Consider the following 23576-nt stretch of genomic DNA (forward strand, 5'->3'; position numbering starts at 1 on the left):
ATGCCATCCAAAACCCATTGGGTTAGAATGCCTGCCTTTTCTGCCCCCGATCCTTGAGGACCGCCATGTTCAGCCGTGATTTGACTATTGCCAAGTACGACGCAGATCTCTTTGCCGCCATGGAGCAAGAAGCTCAGCGCCAGGAAGAGCACATTGAGCTGATCGCTTCGGAAAACTACACCAGCCCAGCGGTGATGGAAGCTCAAGGCTCGGTACTGACCAACAAGTACGCCGAAGGCTACCCAGGCAAGCGCTACTACGGCGGTTGCGAATACGTCGACGTGGTCGAGCAGCTTGCAATCGACAGAGCCAAGGAGCTGTTCGGCGCCGATTACGCCAACGTCCAGCCCCACGCCGGCTCCCAGGCCAACGCCGCGGTCTACCTGGCCCTGCTGCAAGGCGGCGACACCATCCTGGGCATGAGCCTGGCCCACGGCGGCCACCTGACCCACGGTGCGGCCGTTTCCTCCTCCGGCAAGCTGTACAACGCTGTCCAGTACGGCATCGATGCCAATGGCCTGATCGACTACGACGAAGTCGAGCGCCTGGCCGTCGAGCACAAGCCGAAGATGATCGTCGCCGGTTTCTCCGCCTACTCGCAGATCCTGGACTTCCCACGTTTCCGCGAAATCGCCGACAAGGTCGGTGCCTACCTGTTCGTCGACATGGCCCACGTGGCCGGTCTGGTCGCCGCTGGCGTCTACCCGAACCCGGTGCCATTCGCCGACGTGGTGACCACCACCACCCACAAGACCCTGCGCGGTCCACGTGGCGGCCTGATCCTGGCTCGCGCCAACGCCGACATCGAGAAGAAACTGAACTCCGCCGTATTCCCTGGCGCCCAGGGCGGCCCGCTGGAGCACGTGATCGCCGCCAAGGCCATCTGCTTCAAGGAAGCCCTGCAACCTGAGTTCAAGGCCTACCAGCAGCAAGTGGTGAAGAACGCCCAGGCCATGGCCGAAGTGTTCATCGAGCGCGGTTTCGACGTGGTTTCCGGCGGTACCCAGAACCACCTGTTCCTGCTGTCGCTGATCAAGCAGGACATCTCCGGTAAGGACGCCGACGCCGCTCTGGGCAAGGCCTTCATCACCGTGAACAAGAACTCCGTGCCAAACGACCCACGCTCGCCGTTCGTCACCTCGGGCCTGCGCTTCGGTACTCCAGCCGTGACCACCCGTGGTTTCAAGGAAGCCGAGTGCCGCGAACTGGCCGGCTGGATCTGCGACATCCTGGCTGACCTGAACAACGAAGCGGTGATCGACGCCGTACGTGAGAAGGTCAAGGCCATCTGCAAGAAACTGCCGGTATACGGCGCCTGATCAGCACCGCACCGCAACAGAAAAGCCCGGCCTAGTACCGGGCTTTTTCATGTCCCCCAAAAACTTCCTCTAGCCGCTACTGCAGGCCGGCGACGCCCCTGCAAAATCCTCCAAGGCTCTGCAACGGCACTTGCACGCCCCCCGAACGGCCATCAAGCCAAAAGTCCGGTTCGGTGACACACGGTCACTGGTCAGACCGGTCAAGCCAATTTGCCCGAGCCCTCTTGTAAACCCCAAAAAACCGAGCGTAGACTGCGCCTGCACTGGACATACCGGTAAGACCACAATAATTAAGTCCGCCACCCGCTGCGCCCTCAAACGCACGGCAGGCAGGACACCGACCAGGACTCCTCCCATGCTCAGATGGTGCTCGCGTTCGATTTTTCTCCAGGTAGTGCTCGGGCTGATACTCGGCATCGTGTGCGGCCTCACCCTCCCCGAATACTCCTCGCAACTCAAACCACTGGGCGATGCCTTCATCAAACTGATCAAGATGCTGATCGGGCTCATCGTGTTCTGCGTAGTCGTCAGCGGTATCTCCGGCGCCGGCGACCTGAAGAAGGTCGGGCGCATCGGCCTGAAGTCGGTGATCTACTTCGAAATCCTCACCACCCTGGCCCTGGTGATAGGCCTGGTCATGGCCTTTGGCACAGGCATCGGCACAGGCGCCAACATCCACCTGGAGCAGCTATCCCAGGCAGACATGGGCGATATCGCCGAACGTGGCCAGCACCTGCACACCACGGCGCAGTTCCTCATGGGCCTGATCCCCTCTTCGGTCATCGGCGCCTTCGCTGAGAACAACATCCTCCAGGTCCTGCTGTTTTCGGTGCTGTTCGGCAGCGCCCTGAACCTGGTGGGCGAGGCCGCCTCGGGCATCTCACGCCTGATCAACGAACTGAGCCACGTGATCTTCCGCATCATGGGCATGATCGTACGACTGGCCCCCATCGGGGTGTTCGGCGCCATTGCCTTCACCACCAGCAAGTACGGCCTGGACTCACTGCAGCACCTGGGTAGCCTGGTGGGGTTGTTCTACCTGACCTGCATCGCTTTCGTCGCGTTGGTCCTGGGCCTGGTGATGCGCCTGTCCGGGCTACGCATGCTGCCTTTCCTCAAGTACCTGCGCGAGGAGCTCCTGATCGTCCTGGGCACCGCGTCATCGGACGCCGTGTTGCCGCAGATCATGCGCAAGCTGGAGCACCTGGGAGTGGGCAGCTCCACGGTGGGGCTGGTGATTCCCACTGGCTACTCGTTCAATCTCGACGGCTTCTCCATCTACCTGACACTGGCGATCGTCTTCATCGCCAATGCCACCGGCACGCCGCTGTCCATGGCGGACTTGCTGACCATCCTGCTGGTGTCGCTGATCACCTCCAAGGGTGCCCACGGTATTCCCGGGTCGGCCCTGGTGATCCTGGCGGCGACCTTGACCGCCATCCCGGCAATCCCGGTGGTCGGCCTGGTGCTGGTGCTGGCGGTGGACTGGTTCATGGGGATCGGCCGAGCCCTGACCAACCTGATTGGCAACTGCGTGGCCACCATCGCCATCGCCCGCTGGGAACAGGACATCGACCTGCAGCGCGCCGACAAGGTACTCAGCGGCCAGCAAGGCTATGCCTTCCAGGCACGCAAGACCACGGCCAGCCCCCAGCAACAGGAGTTCTGAGTGCATCTTGTGCCAGCCGGCGACTGGCACAACAATCAGCGCGCAACAGCGCGCTACCTATAGCTTATGGAGTCGACAGTGATCAGCTCGTCAACGGTTGTGAACTCAGTGGTAGAAAAACTCCGCACCGCCCTGGCCCGCGGCCAATGGCGCTCGGGCGACATGCTGCCGGGGCAGCGCGAACTGGCCGAGCAGATGGGCATCAGCCGCCCCAGCCTGCGCGAGGCGGTCATCGTCCTGGAGACCCTGGGCCTGGTGCGCTCGATGCCTGGCAAAGGCGTGCTGGTACTCGACACTCCGCCAGACGAGATCCAGGGCGAGAACAGCGTGGCCGGGGCCAGCCTGGAGGACCTGCTGCAACTGCGCTATACCCTGGAGCCGTTCATCGTCGGCCTGGTGGCGCAATCCATCAGCAGCAAGGAAATCGGCCAGTTGCGCCTGACCCTGATGGACATGCGCGAGGCCCTCGAAGCCCGGGACGCCGAGGCAGGCGCCAATGCCTACATCGCCTTCCATGAGGAGCTGTTCGCCCTGACCAGCAACCCGATCTTCCAGAACGTGGTGCAACAAACCAGCAACGCCCTCAAGCAAAGCACACAGATCCTGCGTAACTCGCCGGAACACCTGGCCGAGCGCCTGGAGGAGAACGAGGCCGTGGTACGGGCGATTCGCAACCGCAACAGTGCCCAGGCCAGCGCCGAGATGCGCCGGCATATCCTCCAGGAGGGACAACGCATGGGCATCGAGCTGAACATCCCGGACGACCACCTGGGTTAGCGCTTCTTGTAATCCCCTTTCATTCGAGCAACTGGACTGGAGACAGGCCATGGCCAGCCACGCCCTGGAAAACCCGCACTTCACCCCGGTGAGCCACCTGCCCCGGCGCCGGCGCAGCGAAAGAAAACTGCTGGTGGACGATGTTTATCCGCAGATATTCGATGCCATTCTCGAACAGCGCATCGCTCCGGGCAGCCGCTTCACCGAGGACAGCCTGGGCCAGGCATTCGGTGTCAGTCGCAGCATCATCCGCGAAGTGCTGGCACGCCTTTCACACCAGCAAGTGATCATCCTGCAGCCCCATCGTCGGCCACAGGTCGCCGCTCCGGACCTGGAGCACACCCGGCAGATCCTGCACGCCAGGCGCCTGGTGGAAGTCACCCTGGTGCTCCTGGCTTGCCAACAGCCCCGCAGCCGCCTGCAACCGCTACGACAGTGGGTGGCCCGGGAACGGGAGGCCATCGAGCACAACCAGCATGGAGCGGCGATCCGCCTGTCTGGAGAATTCCACCTGCAGCTGGCGCAGATCGCCGGCAACGCACCGCTGGGCCAGTTCCTTGGCAGCCTCGTGCCCCTGACGTCCCTGGCTATCGCCCAGTTCGCCGGGCGGGCCCGGCACCACTGCGCCTGGCAGGAACATTCGGCGCTGGTGGAAGCCTTGCAGGATGGCGATGCCAATCGGGCCGAGCAGTTGATGCAGCAGCACCTGGAACATCTGCAGCAACGCTTGCTGGATGGCTTGCAGGAGCGCCTGGAGAATCTTGCCCAGCCCCCGGGAAAACTCAGCCGGCGAGCATCCGCGCAAACCCCTCGCGAATCTTCTGCTCCGGAAGGTCATCGGCGATGAACACCATCACGCTCTCGCGTGTTTCGCCTTCGGCCCACTGGCTGTCCCAGTCAAAGCCGTACAATTTGAGTACCCCCTGGAACACCATGCGCCGGGGCTCGTCGATGACGTTCAGCACCCCCTTGTAACGCAACAGCTGCTTGCCATGGTCTTCCAGCAACTCGTTCATGAACTCGCTCAAGCGGTCCAGGTCCAGGGGCTGTTCGGTGCGCAGCACCAGGCTGGCGATACGGTCCACCGACGGTGCCTTGCTCACCGGGCGCAGGCTGATGCCGCCGCCCAGGTCGGCGTTGAGGTTGAAACCGCGCACATCGAGCAACTGCGAAAGCTCGATATTGCCGTGGTCCACCCCATGGATCGATGCCCGGCGGTTGATCCGCGTCAGGCGCTGGCAGAGTGCCTCGAAGGTGTCCTGGTCCACCAGGTCGCGCTTGCTTACCAGCAATCGATCGGCAAAACCGACCTGGGCCTGGGCGATGGTCTGGGTCAGGTGGAACTCGGCGTGCTTGGCATCCACCAGGGTGATGATGCCGTCGAGGATATAACGCTCGCGCAGTTCTTCATCGATGAAAAAGGTCTGCGCCACGGGTGCCGGGTCGGCCAGGCCGGTGCATTCGATCACCAGCCGGTCGAAGGCGATCTCACCGCTGTCCAGGCGCTCCAGCAACAGGTACAGGGCCTTGTTCAGGTCGGTGTGGATGGTGCAGCAGACACAACCATTGGACAGGGTCATGACTTGGACCGGTTCGTCCCCCAACAACTGGCTATCGATACCGGCCTCACTGAATTCGTTTTCGATCACGGCGATCTTCAAGCCGTGCTCGGCCTTGAGCAGGTGACGCAGCAAGGTGGTCTTGCCGGCACCGAGAAAACCGCTGAGGACGGTGACGGGAACGGGATTGTGCAAAACGGGATCTCCCACGCCTGAAAGCGCAAGAGCCGGCGGGCCGGCTCTTGCATGGAGTGTTATCTAATCATCGTGCTTCAACAGCACTTCGGACCACCCTTGCCGCCATAGCGTGCCTCCTGGCGTTCGCGAAAGAACGCCTCGTAGGACATCACCGGCTTGTCCGGGTGCTTGGTCTGCATATGCTCGACGTAGTTGTCGTAGTCGGGCATGCCGACCATCAGGCGTGCGGCCTGACCGAGGTATTTACCGAGGCGACTCAAGTCATTGAACATCGCTGCATTCCTCTATTACGCGTCCGGTACCGCCTGGTATGGCGATTCCTTGTCCGTGCGTTCCTTGTTGCCCCAGGCGGCGACACCGACCTTGAGCGCATAGAACAGGATGCTGAATACCACCAGCAGGAACAAGGCCGTCAGGGTCGCATTGGTGTAGGCGTTGAAGATCACGTGCTGCATCTGCGTGATGTCCTTGGCCGGAGCGAGGATCTGGCCGGCGGCCAGGGCATCGTTGTACTTCTTGGCCAGCGACAGGAAGCCAATCGCCGGGCTTGGGTCGAACAGCTTGATGAAGCCTGCGGTAGTGGTGCAGATCAACAACCATACAGCCGGCAGCAGGGTGACCCAGATGTAGCGCTGGCGCTTCATCTTGATCAGGACCACGGTGCCCAGCATCAGGGCAATACCGGCCAGCATCTGGTTGGAGATACCGAACAGCGGCCACAAGGTATTGATGCCCCCCAGCGGATCGATCACGCCCTGGTACAGCAGGTAGCCCCAGAGTGCCACGCAGCCGGCGGTCGCGATCAGGTTGGCAGTCCAGGACTCGGTGCGCTTGAGCGCCGGGACGAAGGAGCCCAACAGATCCTGGAGCATGAAGCGCCCGGCACGGGTCCCGGCATCCACTGCGGTGAGGATGAACAGGGCTTCGAACAGGATCGCGAAGTGGTACCAGAACGCCATGGTGTTTTCGCCCGGCAGTACGTGGTGCAGGATCTGCGCGATCCCCACCGCCAGGGTCGGCGCACCGCCGGCACGGGCCAGGATAGTGTTCTCACCGATGTCCTTGGCCACGGCCTGCAGTTGTTCAGGGCTGATGACGAACCCCCAGCTGCTGACGGTCTGGGCCACGGATGCCACATCACCGCCGACGATCGCCGCCGGGCTGTTCATGGCGAAGTACACGCCCGGCTCGATCACCGAAGCGGCGACCATGGCCATGATGGCCACGAAGGATTCCATGAGCATGCCGCCGTAGCCGATGTAGCGGGCGTTGGTCTCGTTATCCAGCAACTTGGGCGTGGTGCCCGAGGAGATCAGCGCATGGAAGCCGGACACCGCGCCACAGGCAATGGTGATGAACAGGAATGGGAACAGGCCACCCTTCCAGACCGGGCCGGTACCATCGGTGAACTGGGTCAGGGCCGGCATCTTCAGCTCGGGCATGGTGATCAGGATGCCGATCGCCAGGGCGATGATGGTGCCGATCTTGAGGAAGGTCGACAGGTAGTCGCGCGGTGCCAGGATCAGCCACACCGGCAGCACTGCCGCGACGAATCCGTAGCCGATCAGCATCCAGGTGATCTGCACGCCGGTGAAGGTGAACATCTTGCCCCAGACCGGGTCGGCGGCCACCTGGCCCCCCAGCCAGATGGAGCCGAGCAGCAGGACCACGCCGATCAGCGAGATCTCACCGATGCGCCCCGGACGGATGTAGCGCATGTAAACGCCCATGAACACCGCGATCGGAATGGTCGCCATTACCGTGAAGATGCCCCAGGGGCTCTCGGCCAGGGCCTTGACCACGATCAGCGCCAGCACCGCGAGGATGATGATCATGATCAGGAAGCAGCCGAACAGCGCGATAGTGCCGGGGATCCGGCCCATCTCTTCGCGAACCATGTCGCCCAGGGAGCGACCGTTACGCCGGGTGGACAGGAACAGCACCATGAAGTCCTGCACGGCACCGGCCAGCACCACCCCGGCGATCAGCCACAGGGTTCCGGGCAAATAGCCCATCTGTGCCGCCAGGACGGGCCCCACCAGGGGGCCTGCGCCGGCGATGGCTGCGAAATGGTGACCGAAAAGAATGTGCTTGTTGGTCGGCACGTAGTCCAGACCGTCATTATTGAGTACGGCGGGAGTGGCCCGGCGCGCGTCCAGTTGCATCACGTTATTGGCGATGAACAGGCTGTAGTAGCGGTAGGCCACCAGATAGATGGCTACGGCGGCGACCACGATCCACAGGGCGTTGATCGCCTCGCCTCGACGCAATGCAACGACGCCAAGGGCGCAGGCTCCGACTATCGCCAACAGCAACCAGGGTAGGTGGCGTAGCGGGCTATTATTGTTTTTCATTTTTATATTCCAGCCAGGGTGGACAGAAAGATAGCGTTTCGAGTTTAGCGCTACTGCACCCAAAGACCAGCCCCCACGTTGGTCTAGAGCCTTCTTTTAGCGACTCGAGGTGGCCCCGGGCTGCAACCAGGAGCGTGCTTGCCCTCGTCACGCCCCATTTGCCCATGCCCGCCATGCGCCCGCGTTGCGGCGACTGCTTCGCAACTGCGGCACAGGCTGTAGCGGCAGTCATGCAGCGGGGTCTATAGTCAGTGCACCATGCAGAGGGCCAGCCCATGAGCGAGCAACACGACGACCGCCGACGCTTCAAACGTATCGCCTTCGATGCCAGGACCGAGCTCAGCCAAGGCACCTACCGCTGGCCAGTCCAGTTGCTGGACCTGTCCCTCAAGGGCTTGCTGATCGAACGCCCCACACCCTGGATGGGTGACCCCAAGCGCCCTTTCGAGGCCGACATCCACCTGGGCCAGGACGCCGACGTGCGCATGGATGTGCAATTGGCCCATGACAACAATGGCCAGCTGGGCTTCGTCTGCCTGCATATCGGCCTGGAATCCATCGAGCACCTGCGGCGCCTGATCGAGCTGAACCTGGGCGACCCCGAGGAGCTGGAGCGCGAGCTGGGCGCGCTGATCGATATCTGACCAGCCGCACCAAATCAGGGAAACAGCGCGGGCTCGGGGAAGTCGTGCTCCATGTCCCAGTAGCCCGGCTGTTGTCGGGAAACCGCCGTCCACTGTCCATCGACATAACGGAAGGTGCGATAGGTGGTGATGAACTCATCGTCCACCATGGTCGAGGCCGACGAGACCTGCTGGATGGTTTCGGTCCCGCCGCCTCTGGCGGGCACTATCTGCCAGGCCGCCTTGCCGGTATGGCTGAACATCAGCGGCCGCTTCTCGCCACTCTCATCCTGGCATGGCACCGGGTCCAGGCGGTTCTGCGCCGGCACCAGCACCTCGGTGAGCGGACCGCTGTAGCTGCCCAGGGGGGCGGTCTGGTCGATGGACAAAAAGAAGGTCGGCGATGGCAGGCCGCTGAGCGGGGCCTTCTTCACATTGGCCAGGGGATAACCCAGGGCCCGCTGCGCCAGCACCTGGCCGCTGTCCGAAACCAGGCGCGCCTGGGCTTCCAACGGCTCCGCCGGCTGGCCGTCCGCAGCCTCTGGGAGATTGTCCGCGTCCATGCCGCTGCCCCAGTTTTCGTCATGGACCTCCTGGGTGATGCGTTGGTCTTCCAGCACCTGCAGCGTCGTGCCATCCCCCACCGGCAGTTGTTGCGCGATCCAGTAGCCTGGCGGCGCCTCGGCCTGCTGCGCCAGGGCCAGGCTGCAGCCACAGAGCAAGCCGATCCCCAGCAACCAGTCCTTCATGTGTGTCATGCCCATGTCGCGTGCGTCCCTTCAGTAACAGCCCGAGTTATTCGAAAAGTGCATCCAATGCCTGCTCCAGGCGGGTCACGGCGATGATCTTCAGCCCTGCCGGCGGCTCCTTCGGCGCATTGCCCTTGGGCACGATGGCCCGCTTGAAGCCGTGCTTGGCCGCTTCCTTCAAGCGCTCCTGGCCACTGGGCACCGGACGCACCTCGCCGGACAGGCCCACCTCGCCGAACACCAGCAGGTCATGGGGCAACGGCCGGTTGCGCAGGCTCGACATCACCGCCGCCATCAACGCCAGGTCGGACGCGGTCTCCAGGACCTTGACCCCGCCCACCACGTTGAGGAACACATCCTGGTCGTGGGTCGGGATACCGCCGTGGCGGTGCAATACTGCCAGCAGCATGGACAAGCGGTTCTGGTCCAGGCCCAGGGTCACCCGGCGCGGGTTGGCCAGGTGGCTGTCATCCACTAGCGCCTGGACCTCCACCAGCATAGGCCGGGTGCCTTCCCAAGTGGCCATGACCACGCTGCCCGGCACCTCCTCCTGGGCCCGGGTGAGGAAGATCGCCGACGGGTTGGAGACCTCCTTCAAGCCACGATCGGTCATGCCGAATACGCCAAGCTCGTTGACCGCGCCGAAGCGGTTCTTCACCGCCCGCAACAGGCGCAGGCGCCCATCGGACTCGCCTTCGAAATACAGCACCGTATCCACCATGTGCTCCAGCACCCGCGGACCGGCCAGGGCGCCTTCCTTGGTCACGTGGCCGACCAGGAAGATCGCCGTGCCGCTCTGCTTGGCATAACGCACCAGCAAGGCAGCACTCTCGCGTACCTGGGATACACCGCCCGGGGCCGATTGCAGCTGTTCGGTGAAGATGGTCTGGATGGAGTCGATCACCATCACCTTGGGCTTCTCTACCCGGGCCGTGGCAATGATGGTCTCGATGCAGGTTTCGGTCATCACCCGCAGCTGGTCCTGGGGCAGGCCCAGGCGCCGGGCGCGCATCGCCACCTGCTGCTGGGATTCCTCGCCAGTGACATACAGCGCCGGCATGCGCATGGCGATGTTGCACAAGGTCTGCAGGAGGATGGTCGACTTGCCGATCCCCGGATCACCGCCGATCAGCACCACCGAGCCATCCACCAGGCCGCCGCCGAGCACCCGGTCGAGTTCGCCGGATGCCGTGGAGAAACGCGGGATTTCCTCGACGCTGACCTCGGCCAGGGTCTTGATCTGCGCCTGCTGCCCGGCCCAGCCCGTACGCCCGGCGGGAGCCGCGGCACCGCCGCTTTCGATCATGGTCTCGGTCAGGGTGTTCCAGGCACCGCATTCACCGCATTGCCCGGCCCATTTGGGAAAGGTGGAACCGCACTCGGTGCAGCCGTACATGCGCTTGGCCTTGGCCATCTGAACCCCCGGCAAAAACCGCGATGATAGCTCAGCTGACGCCGATCAGCGCGGCGTAGCCGTGCGGATCTGCCCACTGGCCAGGCGCGTGGCGCTGTTGCCCAGCGGATCCTCGGCCTCAAGATCGGCGCCCCTGGCCGCCAGGGCCTGGAGCAGTTCGGTGCGCTTGAACAGGCCGGCATACATGGCTGCCGTCTGGCCCGCAGCGTTACGCTGGTCGGGACTGCAATCGGCTGCCATCAGGCGCCGGGCAATCCGCACCTCACCCTTGAAGATCGCCCCCATCAGGGCGGTGTTGCCACGCAGGTCCTGGGCGCAAGCGTCGGCACCGGCGGCCAGCAGGCGCTCCACCGCCGCTCCCTGGCCGTGATAGGCGGCCAGGATCAACGCGGTATAACCCTTCTCGTCACGGGTATCGAGGGAGTAACCGGCCTGGATGAAGGTATCGAGGATCTCGACATCGCCGCGGCGAGCGGCATCGAAATAGTAGTTGGCCAGCTGGACCTTGACCGCTACCGGGTCGGCGGGGCCCGGTTGTTCCGCATAAGCCCCCAGGGAGCAGGCGGCCAGCAGCAGTGAAATGAACAGGCGCATGGTGCGACTCCCTTTGTTTCAAGAAACACCTACAAAGAAGGTGCGTCACGCCCGGGGCGTGACGCGGGTCGAGGTCAGTCCACCAGTTTGGCGGCCAGGGCCTTGACGCGGGCCAGATCGCCCTTGGCCACCTTGGCCACGCCAGTGCCGTACTCCGGATCGGCCTTATAAAGGAACGACAGCATGATGTGCTTGCTCTCGTCGTCGGTGTCGGCCAAGGACTGGCCAAAGCTCTCGATCAGGTCCTGGCGCTCCTTCTTGCTGTAGGAACGGTACAAGTCGCCGGCCTGCTTGAAGTTCTGCTCACGCTGGATCTTCGCCTGCTGGGTGCTGCCCGCCAGCGCTAGCTGGCTGTAGCGCGCGTCCTGTGGCTCTTCACGAGGCAGCAGGCGGCTGGGCTGGTAGTTGACTCCACTGCTGGTGTGCCCCAGGTTCATGGCACCGTCCTGGTTGCCATTGTTCACCGCAACCTTCGGTGCGTTGATCGGCAGTTGCAGGGCATTGGCTCCCAACCGGTACATCTGGGTATCGGCATAGGAGAACACCCGGCCTTGCAGCAGGCGATCTTCCGAAGGCTCGATACCCGGCACCAGGTTGGCCGGAGCCATGGCGACCTGCTCGGTTTCCTGGAAGACATTGGCCGGATTACGATTGAGCACCATCTGCCCGACCTTGCGCTCGGCGATGCCGGGCCAGATCTTGGTGGCATCAAGCGGGTCGAAGTCGAACTTGGCCAAGTCTTCGGGTTTCACTACCTGGACATACAAGTCCCACTTGGGAAAGTCCCCTTTATTAATGTGGGATACCAAGTCATGGGTCATATGACTGTAATCGCGCCCTTGTACCTCGACCACTTGTTCAGGATCGAGATTCTTCACCCCTTGCAGACTCTTCCAATGAAACTTCACATAGTGCACTTCGCCCTTGGCATTGACCAACTTGTAGGCATGCACGCCATTACCGTCCATTTCTCGATAACTGGCCGGGGTCCCGGAATTTGAATACAGCTCGGTCAAAGTGCGAGTGGCTTCGGGAACATGGGAGAAGAAATCGAAACGTCGCGAGTCATCGTCCAGGTTGGTACGCGGATCAGGCTTGAATGCATGGACCATGTCCGGGAACTTGATGGCATCACGAATGAAGAAGGTCGGGAAGTTGTTGCCCACCAGGTCCCAGTTGCCGTCCGCCGTGTAGAACTTGGTGGCAAAACCCCGTGGGTCACGCAGGGTTTCCGGTGAATGGTTGCCATGCACCACCGCCGAGAAACGCACGAACACCGGAGTCACCTCGCCAGCGGCGAACACCTTGGCCCGGGTCAGGTCGCTGAGGTTGTCAGTGACGGTGAAAGTGCCATGGGCGCCGGTACCGCGAGCATGCACCACCCGCTCGGGAATACGCTCGCGGTCGAAGCGCTGGAGCTTCTGGATCAGCTGAACATCCTGCAACAGCACCGGCCCAATGGCGCCTGCGGTCTGCGAGTTCTGGTTGTCGCCCACCGCCGCGCCATTGTCGCGGGTCAGCGTGGCGGCCTGTACGGAAAGGGACAGCATACTGGCGGCGAGTACGCCCAGTACGCCGCGCGGGGAAAGATTCCCTAGGCCAATGGAAACAGTCATGTCGGATTCCTCTAGTTATATAAGGCGTATCTCGATACGCCTGCTAGAGGCTAGTGGCTAAACATTTGAAAGCTAAATAGAAAGCCCGCAAGCGCTTGATTGACAGAATGTTGTGGTTATAGCGGCAATGACGAGGTATATCGCGCGCGAAAAATGATGGCACTTTGATTAAACTCTTGACCGATATATGGGTCATACCCGCGAGCTGTAGAAAGTTGAGTCGGCAAAATGCTTTTTGCTGACTTACACTGCTGTAACCAATCTCATCCGTAACAAGGGAATAACCTATGGGCGTGTTAAGTGAGTTCAAGGCCTTCGCGGTCAAAGGTAATGTGGTCGATATGGCCGTCGGTATCATCATCGGCGCCGCATTCGGCAAGATCGTCTCCTCCTTTGTCGGTGACGTGGTCATGCCACCCATCGGGCTGCTGGTCGGTGGGGTGAATTTCGCCGACCTGGCCGTCACTCTCAAGGCGGCCGCAGGCGATGCACCGGCGGTCGTTCTGGCCTACGGCAAATTCATCCAGAGCATCATCGACTTCATCATCATCGCCTTTGCCATCTTCATGGGCGTGAAGGTGATCAACCGCCTGAAGCGCGAAGAAGCCGTGGCACCAGCAGAGCCGCCAGTACCGACCCAGGAAGAGGTCCTGCTGACCGAGATCCGCGACCTGCTCAAGGCCAACAACAAGTCCTGAGGCACGCCGTAGCGACCCGTGGCCGCGCGAAGCAGCGGCCACGGGGCTTTTCCCCTACCAATAGGTTTCCACTGCCACCTGTCCCGGGCGTCGGCTCAGGCTCAGGTTCAGGCCCCGTTGCTTGAGCAGGGCCCGGGTGTCGTCGATCATCTGCGGGTTGCCGCAGAGCATCACCCGGGAGTGTTCAGGACTCAGTTCCAGACCCGCCGCACGCTCCAACTCACCGTTCTCGATCAACTGGGTAATGCGCCCGTTGAGGCTGCCCGGATGCTGTTCGCGGGTAACGGTGCTGATGAACTGCAGCTTGTGGGCAACTTCAGCCAGGTACTCGCGCTGGGGCAACTCGGCGAGCAGTTGCTGGTAGGCCAGTTCCTTGGCCTCGCGCACGCTGTAGACCAGGATGATCCGCTCGAATTTCTCCCAGACTTCGAAGTCCTGCAGGATCGACAGGAATGGCGCAATACCAGTGCCTGTGGATAACAGCCAGAGGTCACGCCCATCGACGAAACGGTCCAGGGTCAGGTAACCGAAGGCCTGGCGATCCACCATCAGGCTGTCGCCCACTTCCAGGCGACTCAATTCACTGGTGAACTCCCCACCGGGTACCACGATGGAAAAGAACTCGAGAAACTCATCGAACGGCGAAGACACCATGGAGTAGGCGCGCCACACCGTAGTGCCATCGGCCTTGGCCACCCCGAGGCGGGCGAACTGGCCGGAACGGAAGCGAAAACCCGGGTCCCGGGTGGTGCGCAGGGTGAACAGGCTGGGGGTCAACGGCTGGACATCGAGCAGGGTCTGGCGGGTGTACTTTTCTTCACTGGCAGTCATGACGAACTCCACAAAACCGATGCTCCTAGTGTCCCGCAAAGCGCCTTGCAGAAACACCGGCGGTTTGTAGTGGCATAGACCACGGGCAATCCTCGGCGAAAAACCGTAAAATCGCCGCACCTCACACAGCCGCCTGCGCTGCCCAACAGCGCTGTCCAAAGGCTCCTGTCAGCCTCCATGTCGCGCCGACAGGTTTTCACCGCTTATCCAGAGTTTGCCCCATGCCCCTGCTTGCCAGCCCCTTCGCCCAGCTCGACCTGATCCGCCAGCCCGAACAGCAGAACGAGCCGCTGCAAGCCTTCGACGCGGCAGACGAATACCTGCTCAACCACCTGGCCGAGCAGCAACCGGCCGAGGAGAGCCGCGTGCTGGTGCTCAACGACAGCTTCGGGGCCCTGGCCGCGAGCCTGCTGGGCAAGGTCCGGGTCACCAGCAGCGGTGATTCCTACCTCGGGGCCCTGGCACTGGAGAAGAACCTGGCACGCAACGGCCTGTCCTTCGATGCCCTGCGCGTGGTACCGGCCAACGAGCCGCTGAGTGGTCCTTTCGACCGGGTCCTGATCCGCGTGCCCAAGACCCTGGCGCTGCTGGAAGAACAACTGATCCGCCTGCAAGGCCAACTGGCCCCCGGGGCACAGGTGGTCGCCGCAGCCATGATCAAGCACCTGCCGCGGGCTGCCGGCGATCTGCTGGAGCGCTACATCGGCCCGGTCCAGGCGTCGCTGGCAGTGAAGAAAGCCCGCCTGCTGATCGCCACCGTTGAGGCCAGGACGCCGCTGGCATCGCCCTACCCAACCCGCTATCGCCTGGACAAGCCGGCCATCGAGCTGCTCAACCACGCCAACGTGTTCTGCCGCGACGGCCTGGATATCGGTACCCGCGCCTTCCTCCCGCACCTGCCACAGAACCTGGGCAATGCCCGGGTCGCCGACCTGGGCTGCGGTAACGGCGTACTGGCCATCGCCAGCGCCCTGGACAATCCACAAGCCCGCTACACCCTGGTGGATGAGTCGTTCATGGCCGTGCAGTCGGCCCGGGAGAACTGGCAGGCGCTGCTTGGCGAGCGCGAAGCCGTGATCCGTCCCGGCGACGGCCTGGCCGGCCAGGAGCCGCAATCCCTGGACGTGGTGCTGTGCAACCCGCCGTTCCACCAGCAGCAGGTGGTGGGCGACTTCCTTGCCTGGCGTATGTTCCAGCAAGCCCGGGAAGCCCTGGTGGTGGGCGGTGCGCTGTACATCGTCGGCAACCGCCACCTGGGCTATCACAGCAAGCTGGCTCGCTTGTTCCGCGGTGTTGAACAGGTGGCGGCCACACCCAAGTTCGTGATCCTCAAGGCCCGCAAGTAACCCCACCCTTCCCCGTGTAGGGGCGAAGCTTGCTCGCGATGAAGCCCCGCGAAATGCCTGCAGCACCGCGTTCTCGCTCATCGCGAGCCGAGCGGCTGCTCCTGCACAGAAAAGACGCAGCAAGCCCAGGTCAAAAAAAACCCTCCAATGGAGGGTTATAAACCGCGCCGCAAGACACGGGATGGGATGAGCGGTGATGAAAATCAGTGCGTGGTCAGGCCCGCGGCGTTCATGAACATGCGCATCAGGCTGGCCACCAGGAACAGGGCCAGGACGCTACCGCCCCAGATCATGGCCAGCCAACCCAGGCGCTGCCAGAGCGGCTTCTTCTCGGCTTCTTCAATTTCCTGCAATGAATGTTTACCAGCCATCGTCGAATGCTCCTTTCAAAAGGGAGGCGATGGCGCCTGCAAGGGCGCCATCGCGAGCAAGCTTCGCTCCTCTCGAGGAGCGGTGCCTGGCTAGTGATAGCCGTCCTCGTGGGTGACCTTGCCGCGGAACACGTAGTAGCTCCAGAAGGTGTATCCCAGGATGAACGGAATGATGAACAAGGTGCCCACCAGCATGAAGCCCTGGCTCTGCGGCGGTGCGGCGGCGTCCCAGATGGAGATCGACGGCGGCACGATGTTCGGCCACAAGCTGATGCCCAGGCCGCTGTAGCCGAGGAAGATCAGTACCAGGGTCAGCAGGAACGGCGTGTAGTGAGCGTTGCGCGCCACAGCCCGGAGCAGCCCGTACAGGGTCACCAGCACCAGGATCGGCACCGGCAGGAACCAGAACAGGTTCGGCAGGGTGAACCAGCGCGCGGCGATCTCGGCATGGGCCAGGGGCGTCCAGATACTGACCACGCCGATCACCGCCAGCAGGACGAAGGCCAACGGCCGCGCCAGGTCGTGCATCTGCAGCTGCAGCTTGCCTTCGGTCTTCATGATCAGCCAGGTGCAACCGAGCAAGGCATAGGCCACCACCAGCGCCAGGCCGCAGAACAGGGTGAAGGGCGTCAGCCAGTCCATCGAGCCGCCGGCGAACTGGCGGTTGACCACTGGCAGGCCATCGATGAAGGCCCCCAGGGCCACGCCCTGGAAGAAGGTGGCTGCCGCGGAGCCGCCGATAAAGGCCTTGTCCCAGATATGGCGCTTGGCTTCCTTGGCCTTGAAGCGGAACTCGAAAGCCACGCCACGGAAGATCAGCCCCACCAGCATCAGGATCAGCGGCATGTACAGCGCCGAGAGCACCACCGAGTAGGCCAGCGGGAAGGCGCCGAACAGCGCCGCCCCGCCCAGTACCAGCCAGGTCTCGTTGCCGTCCCAGACCGGGGCGACGGTGTTCATCATTACGTCACGGTCGCGGCTGTCCTTGACGAACGGGAAGAGAATCCCGATCCCCAGGTCGAACCCGTCCATGACCACGTACATCATGATGCCGAAGATGATAATCACGGCCCAGAGCAGCGGAAGATCGATACCCATGACTCAATTCCCCTTGTTCAGGCTGGTGCTGTGGTCGTCATCGTCGGCCGCGGAGAGCGGACGGGCCGGCGTGCGTTTGCGGCCAGGGCCACCGTGGCTGGTCTCGGCGCCTTCGTTGGTCACAGGTCCCTTGCGTACCAGGCGCATCATGTAGCCGATACCCACACCGAACAGCGCGAAATACACCACCACGAACAACGCCAGGGTGATGCTCATCTGCACCAGGCTATGCCCGGAAGATGCATCGGCGGTGCGCATCAGGCCGTAGACCACCCAGGGCTGGCGACCGATCTCGGTGGTGAACCAGCCCGCGAGGATCGCGATCAGGCCGGACGGTCCCATCCACAACGCCAGGTACAGGAACGGCCGCGAGGTGTAGAGGTTGTCACGCTTGCGCAGCCAGAGGCTCCACAGGCCGGTGAAGATCATCAGCATGCCCAGGCCGACCATGATCCGGAACGACCAGAAGACGATGGTCGAGTTGGGCCGGTCCTCGGGCGGGAACTCCTTGAGCGCCGGCACCTGCTTGTCCAGGGAGTGGGTGAGGATCAGGCTGCCCAGGTAAGGGATTTCCACGGCGAACTTGGTTTTCTCGGCCCTCATGTCCGGCCAGCCGAAGAGAATCAGCGGGGTCGGCTCATTGCCGACGTTTTCCCAGTGGCCTTCGATGGCGGCAATCTTCGCCGGCTGGTGCTTGAGGGTGTTGAGGCCATGGAAGTCGCCGATCACAGCCTGTACCGGAGCCACGATCAGGGCCATCCACATGGCCATGGAGAGCATGCGCCGGATCGCCGGGTTGTCCCGCCCGCGCAACAGGTGCCAGGCCGCCGAGGAGCCGACGAAGAACGCCGTGGCCACGAACGCGGCAACGGCCATGTGCGCCAGGCGATAGGGGAAGGACGGGTTGAAGATCACTGCCAGCCAATCCACCGGGATCACCTGGCCATTGACGATTTCATAGCCCTGTGGAGTCTGCATCCAGCTGTTGGACGAGAGGATCCAGAAAGTCGAGATCAGGGTGCCGATAGCCACCATGACCGTGGAGAAGAAGTGCAGCTTGCGCCCGACCTTGTTCCAGCCGAACAGCATCACCCCAAGGAAGCCGGCCTCCAGGAAGAACGCCGTCAGCACCTCGTAGGTGAGCAAGGGGCCGGTGACAGACCCGGCAAAATCGGAGAATCGACTCCAGTTGGTGCCGAACTGGTAGGCCATCACCAGGCCGGACACCACGCCCATGCCGAAGTTGACGGCGAAGATCTTCGACCAGAAGTGGTAGAGATCGCGGTAGGTATCGTCGTGGGTCTTGAGCCACAAGCCCTCGAGCACCGCTAGGTAGCTCGCCAGGCCGATGGTGATCGCCGGGAACAGGATGTGGAACGAGATGGTGAACGCGAACTGGATTCGGGCGAGATCAAGAGCCTCTAAACCGAACATAAGCTTTCCTCTGTCAGGTAATACCGGCTGCCGGCCAGAGGCCTGCACCCACTGCCCCCACGGATATGGAGTGCGGCGAATTCGGATTCGTTCTTTTAAACCATCGCTACGCAGGGATTCTGGCCTCGCGGCCGCCACACCAATCCTCGAAAAAGGCCTTGATCTGGATCAATCAACGTTAAAAGAGTAGTCCTAAATTCGCTGCGCAACTGTGTGGTTATTTGCCGCGTGACAGCTTGCCTCACCCTCTCAAGACCGGGGTTTCCCGACGCTTCTCCAGCACACATCATCCCTGTAGCCGCTGCTGAGCCCGCGAAGCTGCGACAAGGTCCGCAGGACCTTCGGCGTCCAACCGATCAGCCGGAACCTGCGCCGTGGCAACAGGGACTCTCATCGAAAAAAGGAGCCAGGAACGAGATAGATGCGCGGCTAACGATTTCCCCTAGACCGCAACTATTGGTTACATCTTGATGGTAACCTCGCTGCACTCCCCGCTCAGATTTGCCTGCCGATGCCCAGCCCAGAACCTTTGCTGCTCCGTCACCACCGCCCGTTCATCGCTTTCTGGATAGCCCGGATCTTCACCGCCAGTGGCTTCCAGATGCTCACCGTGGCCATTGGCTGGAATCTCTACCAACTGACCGGGAACGTCCTCGACCTGGGGCTGGTGGGGCTGGTGGAGTTCGCCCCACGGGTGCTGTTCATGCTGCACACCGGGCACGTGGCCGACCGCTACGACCGGCGCCGCGTGGCCGCCATCTGCCAGTCGCTGCAAGCCTTGATCGCCCTGTCCCTGGCCATCGGCAGCCTGACCGACAGCGTCACCCGGGAAATGATCTTCATCCTGGCCTTCCTGCTCGGGGGCGCGCGCTCCTTCGAGATGCCCACCACCCAGGCCCTGCTGCCAAGCATCGTGCCCGCCGCGCTGTTTCCCCGGGCAGTGGCCGCCGCGCAATCCGCCCAACAGTCGGCCACCATCGTCGCCCCGGCCCTGGGCGGCTTGCTCTATGCCTTCGGCAGCGCCTGGGTCTATGGCCCGACCGTGATCCTGTACGTGATCGCCTGCCTGTTGATGCTCAACCTGCCTGCCCGCCAGGCCGCCCTGAACAAAAGCAAGGCCACCCTCGACTCGCTGCTGGCAGGCATTCGTTTCATCCGCAGCCGCCCGGATATCCTCGGGGCCATTTCCCTGGACCTGTTCGCCGTCTTGCTCGGTGGCGCCACCGCGCTGTTGCCGGTGTTCGCCAAGGACATCCTGCTGACTGGCCCCTGGGGCCTGGGCCTGCTGCGCTCGGCGCCGGCGGTGGGTGCCTTGCTGATGTCGCTGTGGCTGGCGCGCTTCAGTGTCGAGCGCAAGGTCGGGCGGGTGATGTTCACCGCCGTCGGGGTGTTCGGCGTGGCGACCATCGCCTTCGGCCTGTCCACCTCGTTCTGGTTCTCTTTGGCAGTGCTGGTGGTATTGGGCGCGGCGGACATGATCAGCATGGTGATCCGCGCCTCCTTCGTACAACTGGAAACCCCGGATGAAATGCGCGGTCGGGTCAGCGCGGTGAACGGCCTGTTCATCGGCGCCTCGAACCAGCTGGGGGAGTTCGAGTCCGGGCTAACGGCCCACTGGTTCGGCACCGTGCCGGCGGTGGTGCTGGGCGGGGTCGGTACGCTGGTGGTGACCGGGACCTGGATCAAGCTGTTCCCGACCCTGGCCAGGCGCGACCGGATGCACGAGCCGCAAACGGAGCCCACCCGGGCGGGTTAGGTGACTGAGCCAGCCGGTCTGAACCTGCCCGGCTGGAGTACGCCGGAACAGGCAAGGCCCGGATCGGGTTGGCAGCCAAGGCCGGCTGCAATACCTGGAGCCCACCATCGAGCCCATCGTCGGCTGCGACCTACTTGATGTAGATCTGCGCACTCATGGTGTTGCCCGGCGCATTGAGCGAGGTGTTGGTGAAACGGAAGGTGCCTTCCTGCTTGCCGGCCAGGTCGAAGATATAGAGGTAGCCGGCGGTGATCCCACCGGTCTCGCAGGGCACATAGGTGGAGCCGTCTTCGCACACCGGGGTCCGGGTCCCGTCGACCTCCAGGCCGTCCAGGGTCACGTAGGGCTCGCGGCCGTAGCCGATCTCCAGCACGTAGACCTTGATGCCCGGCCCGTGATGCTCGCACTGGGTCCGCTCGCGACCGTCGGAGACATCCTCCAGCCCGCAGGCTGGCGACAGCACCTTGAGGATTTCCACCTGGCTCAAGGGCGGAGCCGAGCGGGCCATGGCCGAGGTGGCGAACCCGCAGGCCGCGGCTCCCAGCAGCGCCAAGGCGGTCATTTTCACTGTACTGCGCATAAATCCCCCCGCGAAATCAGGCCGCAGTATGCGCTACTTGCCAGCCTGGCAAAACATCGACGACGATCGCAGCCATTGGCCCACGCTGCTGGTATGATGCGCGGCTTTTCCCGACCCAAGGCAAATCCACAGGCGCATCAGGCAGTCTGTGCTTTGCTGTTGGAGTCGATACATTCACGGCGCCTGGCGGCGCCACGGGGAGCAGACATGCTGGAAAGGCTGTTTCAACTCAAGGCACACAACACCAACGTGCGCACCGAGATACTTGCGGGCGTTACCACCTTCCTGGCCATGGCCTACATTCTTTTCGTCAACCCGAGCATCCTCGGCGAGACCGGCATGGACAAAGGCGCGGTGTTCGTTGCCACCTGCCTGGCGGCGGCCATCGGCTCCACCGTCATGGGCGTGATCGCCAACTACCCGATCGCCCTGGCACCCGGCATGGGCCTGAACGCCTTCTTCACCTACACCGTGGTCCTGCACATGGGCCATACCTGGCAAGTGGCGCTGGGTGCGGTGTTCATCTCGGCGGTGCTGTTCTTCCTGTTGTCGATCTTCCGCATCCGCGAATGGATCATCAACAGCATCCCCCTGCCCCTGCGCTCGGCGATTGCCGCCGGTATCGGCCTGTTCCTGGCGCTGATCGCCCTGCATAACGCGCAGATCGTGGTGGGCAACGAGTCGACCCTGGTCGGCCTGGGCGACCTGAGCAAACCGGCCCCTATCCTCGCGGCCCTGGGTTTTGCCCTGATCGTCGCCCTGGAAGCCCTGAAAGTGCGTGGCGCGGTGCTGATCGGCATCCTCGCGGTGACCGTGGTGTCCATCCTGCTGGGCGTTACTCCATTCGGTGGCGTGACCTCGATGCCTCCGTCCCTGGCCCCGACCTTCCTGCAACTGGACATCAAGGGCGCCCTGGACATCGGCCTGATCAGCGTGATCTTCGCCTTCCTGTTCGTCGACCTGTTCGACAACTCCGGCACCCTGATCGGCGTGGCCAAGCGCGCCGGCCTGATGGGCAAGGACGGCCACATGCCGAAAATGGGCCGGGCCCTGATCGCCGACAGCACCGCGGCCATGGCCGGTTCCCTGCTGGGCACCTCGACCACCACCAGCTACATCGAATCCGCAGCAGGCGTGAGCGCTGGCGGCCGCACCGGCCTGACCGCCATCGTGGTGGCGATCATGTTCCTGCTGGCACTGTTCTTCTCGCCACTGGCGGCCAGCGTTCCAGCCTTCGCCACCGCACCGGCACTGCTGTTCGTCGCCGTGCTGATGACCTCGGGCCTGGCGGAAATCGACTGGGAAGACATCACGGTCGCCGCTCCCGTGGTGGTCACCGCCCTGGCCATGCCGTTCACCTATTCCATCGCCAATGGCATCGCCTTCGGTTTCATTGCCTGGACCGTGATCAAGCTACTGTCGGGCCGTGCCCGTGAGCTGAACGCGCCCCTGGTGATCCTGTCGATCCTGTTCGTGATCAAGCTGGGCTACCCCGCATGACTTTCGACGCCGCAAGCTACAACACCCAGTTGCAGGAAAAGGTCACGCGCTTGCGTGGCCTGCTGGCCCCCTTCGATGCGCCCGAGCCCCAGGTCTTCGACTCGCCGCTGCAGAACTTCCGCCTGCGCGCCGAGTTCCGCCTGTGGCGCGAAGCGGGCGAGCGCCACTACGCGATGTTCTCCCAGGAGGACAAGCGCACGCCGATCCTGATCGAGCAGTTCCCCATCGCCAGCCAGCGCATCAACCAGTTGATGCCGCAGCTCAAGGCCGCCTGGCAAGCCAGCCACGCCCTGAGCCACAAGCTGTTCCAGGTGGAGTTCCTCACCACCCTGGCCGGCGATGCGATGATCACCCTGTGCTACCACCGCCCGCTGGACGAGCACTGGCACCAGGCCGCGAGCCAGCTGGCCGCCGAGCTGAAAGTCAGCGTGATCGGCCGCTCCAAGGGCAAGCGTGAAGTCATCGGCCAGGACTACGTGGTGGAACGCCTGGAAGTCGGTGGTCGCAGCTTCAGCTACCGCCAGCCCGAAGGCGCCTTCACCCAGCCCAACGGCACGGTGAACCAGAAGATGCTCGACTGGGCCTATGCCGCCCTGGGCGAACGCCAGGATGACCTGCTGGAGCTGTACTGCGGCAACGGCAACTTCACCCTGCCCCTGGCCACCCGGGTGCGCAAGGTGCTGGCCACCGAGATCAGCAAGACCTCGGTCAACGCCGCCCTGAGCAACCTCAGCGAAAACGCCGTGGACAACGTCACCCTGGTGCGCCTGTCCGCCGAGGAGTTGACCGAGGCCCTCAATGAAGTGCGGCCGTTCCGCCGCCTGCAAGGGGTGGACCTGAAGAGCTACGCGTTCGGCAGCGTGTTCGTCGACCCACCACGGGCCGGCATGGACCCGGACACCTGCGAGCTGACCCGGCGCTTCGACAACATCCTGTACATCTCCTGCAACCCGGAAACCCTGGCGGCCAACATCGCCCAGTTGCACGACACCCACCGGATCGAGCGCTGCGCGCTGTTCGACCAGTTCCCCTGGACCCACCACATGGAATCCGGGGTCCTGCTGACCCGCCGCTGATCCATAGCCCCACC

General features: G+C 63.1%; 22 protein-coding genes. 10 read left to right on the forward strand and 12 right to left on the reverse strand.

Annotation, left to right across the window (positions count from 1 at the left end):
- Positions 1-65 precede the first annotated feature (65 nt).
- The 4 genes from glyA (at position 66) to I9018_RS28055 (ending at position 4612) form a co-directional block, all read left to right on the forward strand.
- Complete coding sequence (gene glyA, locus I9018_RS28040; RefSeq protein WP_185698348.1) at positions 66-1319, forward strand: serine hydroxymethyltransferase; 1254 nt, start codon at positions 66-68, stop codon at positions 1317-1319.
- Between the two features lie 355 nt (positions 1320-1674).
- A complete protein-coding gene (locus tag I9018_RS28045; RefSeq protein WP_068576405.1) occupies positions 1675-2988 on the forward strand; it encodes a C4-dicarboxylate transporter DctA in 1314 nt (437 codons plus the stop codon).
- Between the two features lie 78 nt (positions 2989-3066).
- Positions 3067-3765, forward strand: coding sequence for a FadR/GntR family transcriptional regulator (locus I9018_RS28050; protein WP_068576403.1), 699 nt, complete (start codon positions 3067-3069; stop codon positions 3763-3765).
- A 49-nt stretch (positions 3766-3814) separates the two neighbouring features.
- Positions 3815-4612: a GntR family transcriptional regulator gene (locus I9018_RS28055; protein WP_241108058.1), complete on the forward strand. Its 798-nt coding sequence runs from the start codon at positions 3815-3817 to the stop codon at positions 4610-4612.
- On the opposite strand, the gene yjiA is transcribed toward I9018_RS28055, so the two are convergent.
- From yjiA to I9018_RS28070, 3 genes are all read right to left on the reverse strand, one after another.
- The gene (gene yjiA, locus I9018_RS28060; RefSeq protein WP_241108059.1) at positions 4548-5519 is read right to left on the reverse strand and encodes a GTPase; all 972 of its coding nucleotides are present in this window, start codon (positions 5517-5519) and stop codon (positions 4548-4550) included. The two genes, I9018_RS28055 and yjiA, sit on opposite strands and share 65 nt — an antisense overlap.
- Before the next feature lie 77 nt (positions 5520-5596).
- Positions 5597-5794 (reverse strand): YbdD/YjiX family protein, encoded by a 198-nt coding sequence (locus tag I9018_RS28065; RefSeq protein ID WP_007937254.1) that lies wholly within the window; start codon positions 5792-5794, stop codon positions 5597-5599.
- Positions 5795-5809: 15 nt separating this feature from the next.
- The gene (locus I9018_RS28070) at positions 5810-7876 is read right to left on the reverse strand and encodes a carbon starvation CstA family protein (RefSeq protein ID WP_068576401.1); all 2067 of its coding nucleotides are present in this window, start codon (positions 7874-7876) and stop codon (positions 5810-5812) included.
- A gap of 275 nt (positions 7877-8151) precedes the next feature.
- On the opposite strand from I9018_RS28070, the gene I9018_RS28075 reads away from it, so the two are divergent.
- Entirely contained in the window at positions 8152-8520 is a 369-nt protein-coding gene (locus I9018_RS28075) for a PilZ domain-containing protein (protein ID WP_068576400.1), read from the forward strand.
- Between the two features lie 14 nt (positions 8521-8534).
- On the opposite strand, the gene I9018_RS28080 is transcribed toward I9018_RS28075, so the two are convergent.
- The 4 genes from I9018_RS28080 to katB all read right to left on the reverse strand — a co-directional run bounded on the left by I9018_RS28080 (position 8535) and on the right by katB (position 12872).
- Positions 8535-9257, reverse strand: a complete 723-nt coding sequence (locus tag I9018_RS28080) for a hypothetical protein (RefSeq protein WP_241110204.1) — start codon at positions 9255-9257, stop codon at positions 8535-8537.
- 37 nt (positions 9258-9294) lie between these two features.
- The gene (gene radA, locus I9018_RS28085; protein ID WP_068576397.1) at positions 9295-10662 is read right to left on the reverse strand and encodes a DNA repair protein RadA; all 1368 of its coding nucleotides are present in this window, start codon (positions 10660-10662) and stop codon (positions 9295-9297) included.
- 45 nt (positions 10663-10707) lie between these two features.
- On the reverse strand, positions 10708-11256 hold the full coding sequence (locus I9018_RS28090) for an ankyrin repeat domain-containing protein (RefSeq protein ID WP_241108060.1): 549 nt from the start codon (positions 11254-11256) through the stop codon (positions 10708-10710).
- Positions 11257-11330: 74 nt separating this feature from the next.
- Positions 11331-12872, reverse strand: a complete 1542-nt coding sequence (katB, locus tag I9018_RS28095) for a catalase KatB (protein ID WP_241108061.1) — start codon at positions 12870-12872, stop codon at positions 11331-11333.
- Between the two features lie 287 nt (positions 12873-13159).
- Here katB and mscL point away from each other — a divergent pair, with 287 nt between their 5' ends.
- The gene (mscL, locus tag I9018_RS28100) at positions 13160-13570 is read left to right on the forward strand and encodes a large-conductance mechanosensitive channel protein MscL (protein WP_241108062.1); all 411 of its coding nucleotides are present in this window, start codon (positions 13160-13162) and stop codon (positions 13568-13570) included.
- A gap of 54 nt (positions 13571-13624) precedes the next feature.
- On the opposite strand, the gene I9018_RS28105 is transcribed toward mscL, so the two are convergent.
- Positions 13625-14401 carry a ferredoxin--NADP reductase gene (locus I9018_RS28105; protein WP_241108063.1) on the reverse strand — a complete coding sequence of 259 codons (777 nt, stop codon included), beginning with the start codon at positions 14399-14401 and terminating at the stop codon, positions 13625-13627.
- Between the two features lie 221 nt (positions 14402-14622).
- Here I9018_RS28105 and I9018_RS28110 point away from each other — a divergent pair, with 221 nt between their 5' ends.
- Positions 14623-15747 carry a methyltransferase gene (locus I9018_RS28110; RefSeq protein WP_241108064.1) on the forward strand — a complete coding sequence of 375 codons (1125 nt, stop codon included), beginning with the start codon at positions 14623-14625 and terminating at the stop codon, positions 15745-15747.
- A gap of 203 nt (positions 15748-15950) precedes the next feature.
- Here I9018_RS28110 and I9018_RS28115 read toward each other — a convergent pair whose 3' ends face one another.
- From I9018_RS28115 to I9018_RS28125, 3 genes are all read right to left on the reverse strand, one after another.
- Positions 15951-16118: a DUF2474 domain-containing protein gene (locus I9018_RS28115; protein ID WP_068576418.1), complete on the reverse strand. Its 168-nt coding sequence runs from the start codon at positions 16116-16118 to the stop codon at positions 15951-15953.
- A gap of 90 nt (positions 16119-16208) precedes the next feature.
- Complete coding sequence (gene cydB / locus I9018_RS28120; protein ID WP_022641127.1) at positions 16209-17216, reverse strand: cytochrome d ubiquinol oxidase subunit II; 1008 nt, start codon at positions 17214-17216, stop codon at positions 16209-16211.
- A 3-nt stretch (positions 17217-17219) separates the two neighbouring features.
- Positions 17220-18650 carry a cytochrome ubiquinol oxidase subunit I gene (locus tag I9018_RS28125; RefSeq protein ID WP_124347332.1) on the reverse strand — a complete coding sequence of 477 codons (1431 nt, stop codon included), beginning with the start codon at positions 18648-18650 and terminating at the stop codon, positions 17220-17222.
- Positions 18651-19161: 511 nt separating this feature from the next.
- Between I9018_RS28125 and I9018_RS28130 the strand changes: the two genes are divergently transcribed.
- The gene (locus I9018_RS28130; protein ID WP_068576383.1) at positions 19162-20406 is read left to right on the forward strand and encodes an MFS transporter; all 1245 of its coding nucleotides are present in this window, start codon (positions 19162-19164) and stop codon (positions 20404-20406) included.
- A gap of 130 nt (positions 20407-20536) precedes the next feature.
- Here I9018_RS28130 and I9018_RS28135 read toward each other — a convergent pair whose 3' ends face one another.
- Entirely contained in the window at positions 20537-20986 is a 450-nt protein-coding gene (locus I9018_RS28135) for a DUF4879 domain-containing protein (RefSeq protein WP_241108065.1), read from the reverse strand.
- Positions 20987-21193: 207 nt separating this feature from the next.
- Between I9018_RS28135 and I9018_RS28140 the strand changes: the two genes are divergently transcribed.
- Positions 21194-22486, forward strand: a complete 1293-nt coding sequence (locus I9018_RS28140; protein WP_068576378.1) for an NCS2 family permease — start codon at positions 21194-21196, stop codon at positions 22484-22486.
- Positions 22483-23562 (forward strand): tRNA (uridine(54)-C5)-methyltransferase TrmA, encoded by a 1080-nt coding sequence (trmA, locus tag I9018_RS28145; protein WP_068576377.1) that lies wholly within the window; start codon positions 22483-22485, stop codon positions 23560-23562. The genes I9018_RS28140 and trmA overlap by 4 nt, the downstream gene beginning before the upstream one ends.
- Positions 23563-23576 lie beyond the last annotated feature (14 nt).

Origin of the sequence: Pseudomonas sp. MPFS (assembly GCF_022537035.1) — a bacterium.
Lineage (GTDB): Bacteria > Pseudomonadota > Gammaproteobacteria > Pseudomonadales > Pseudomonadaceae > Aquipseudomonas > Aquipseudomonas sessilinigenes.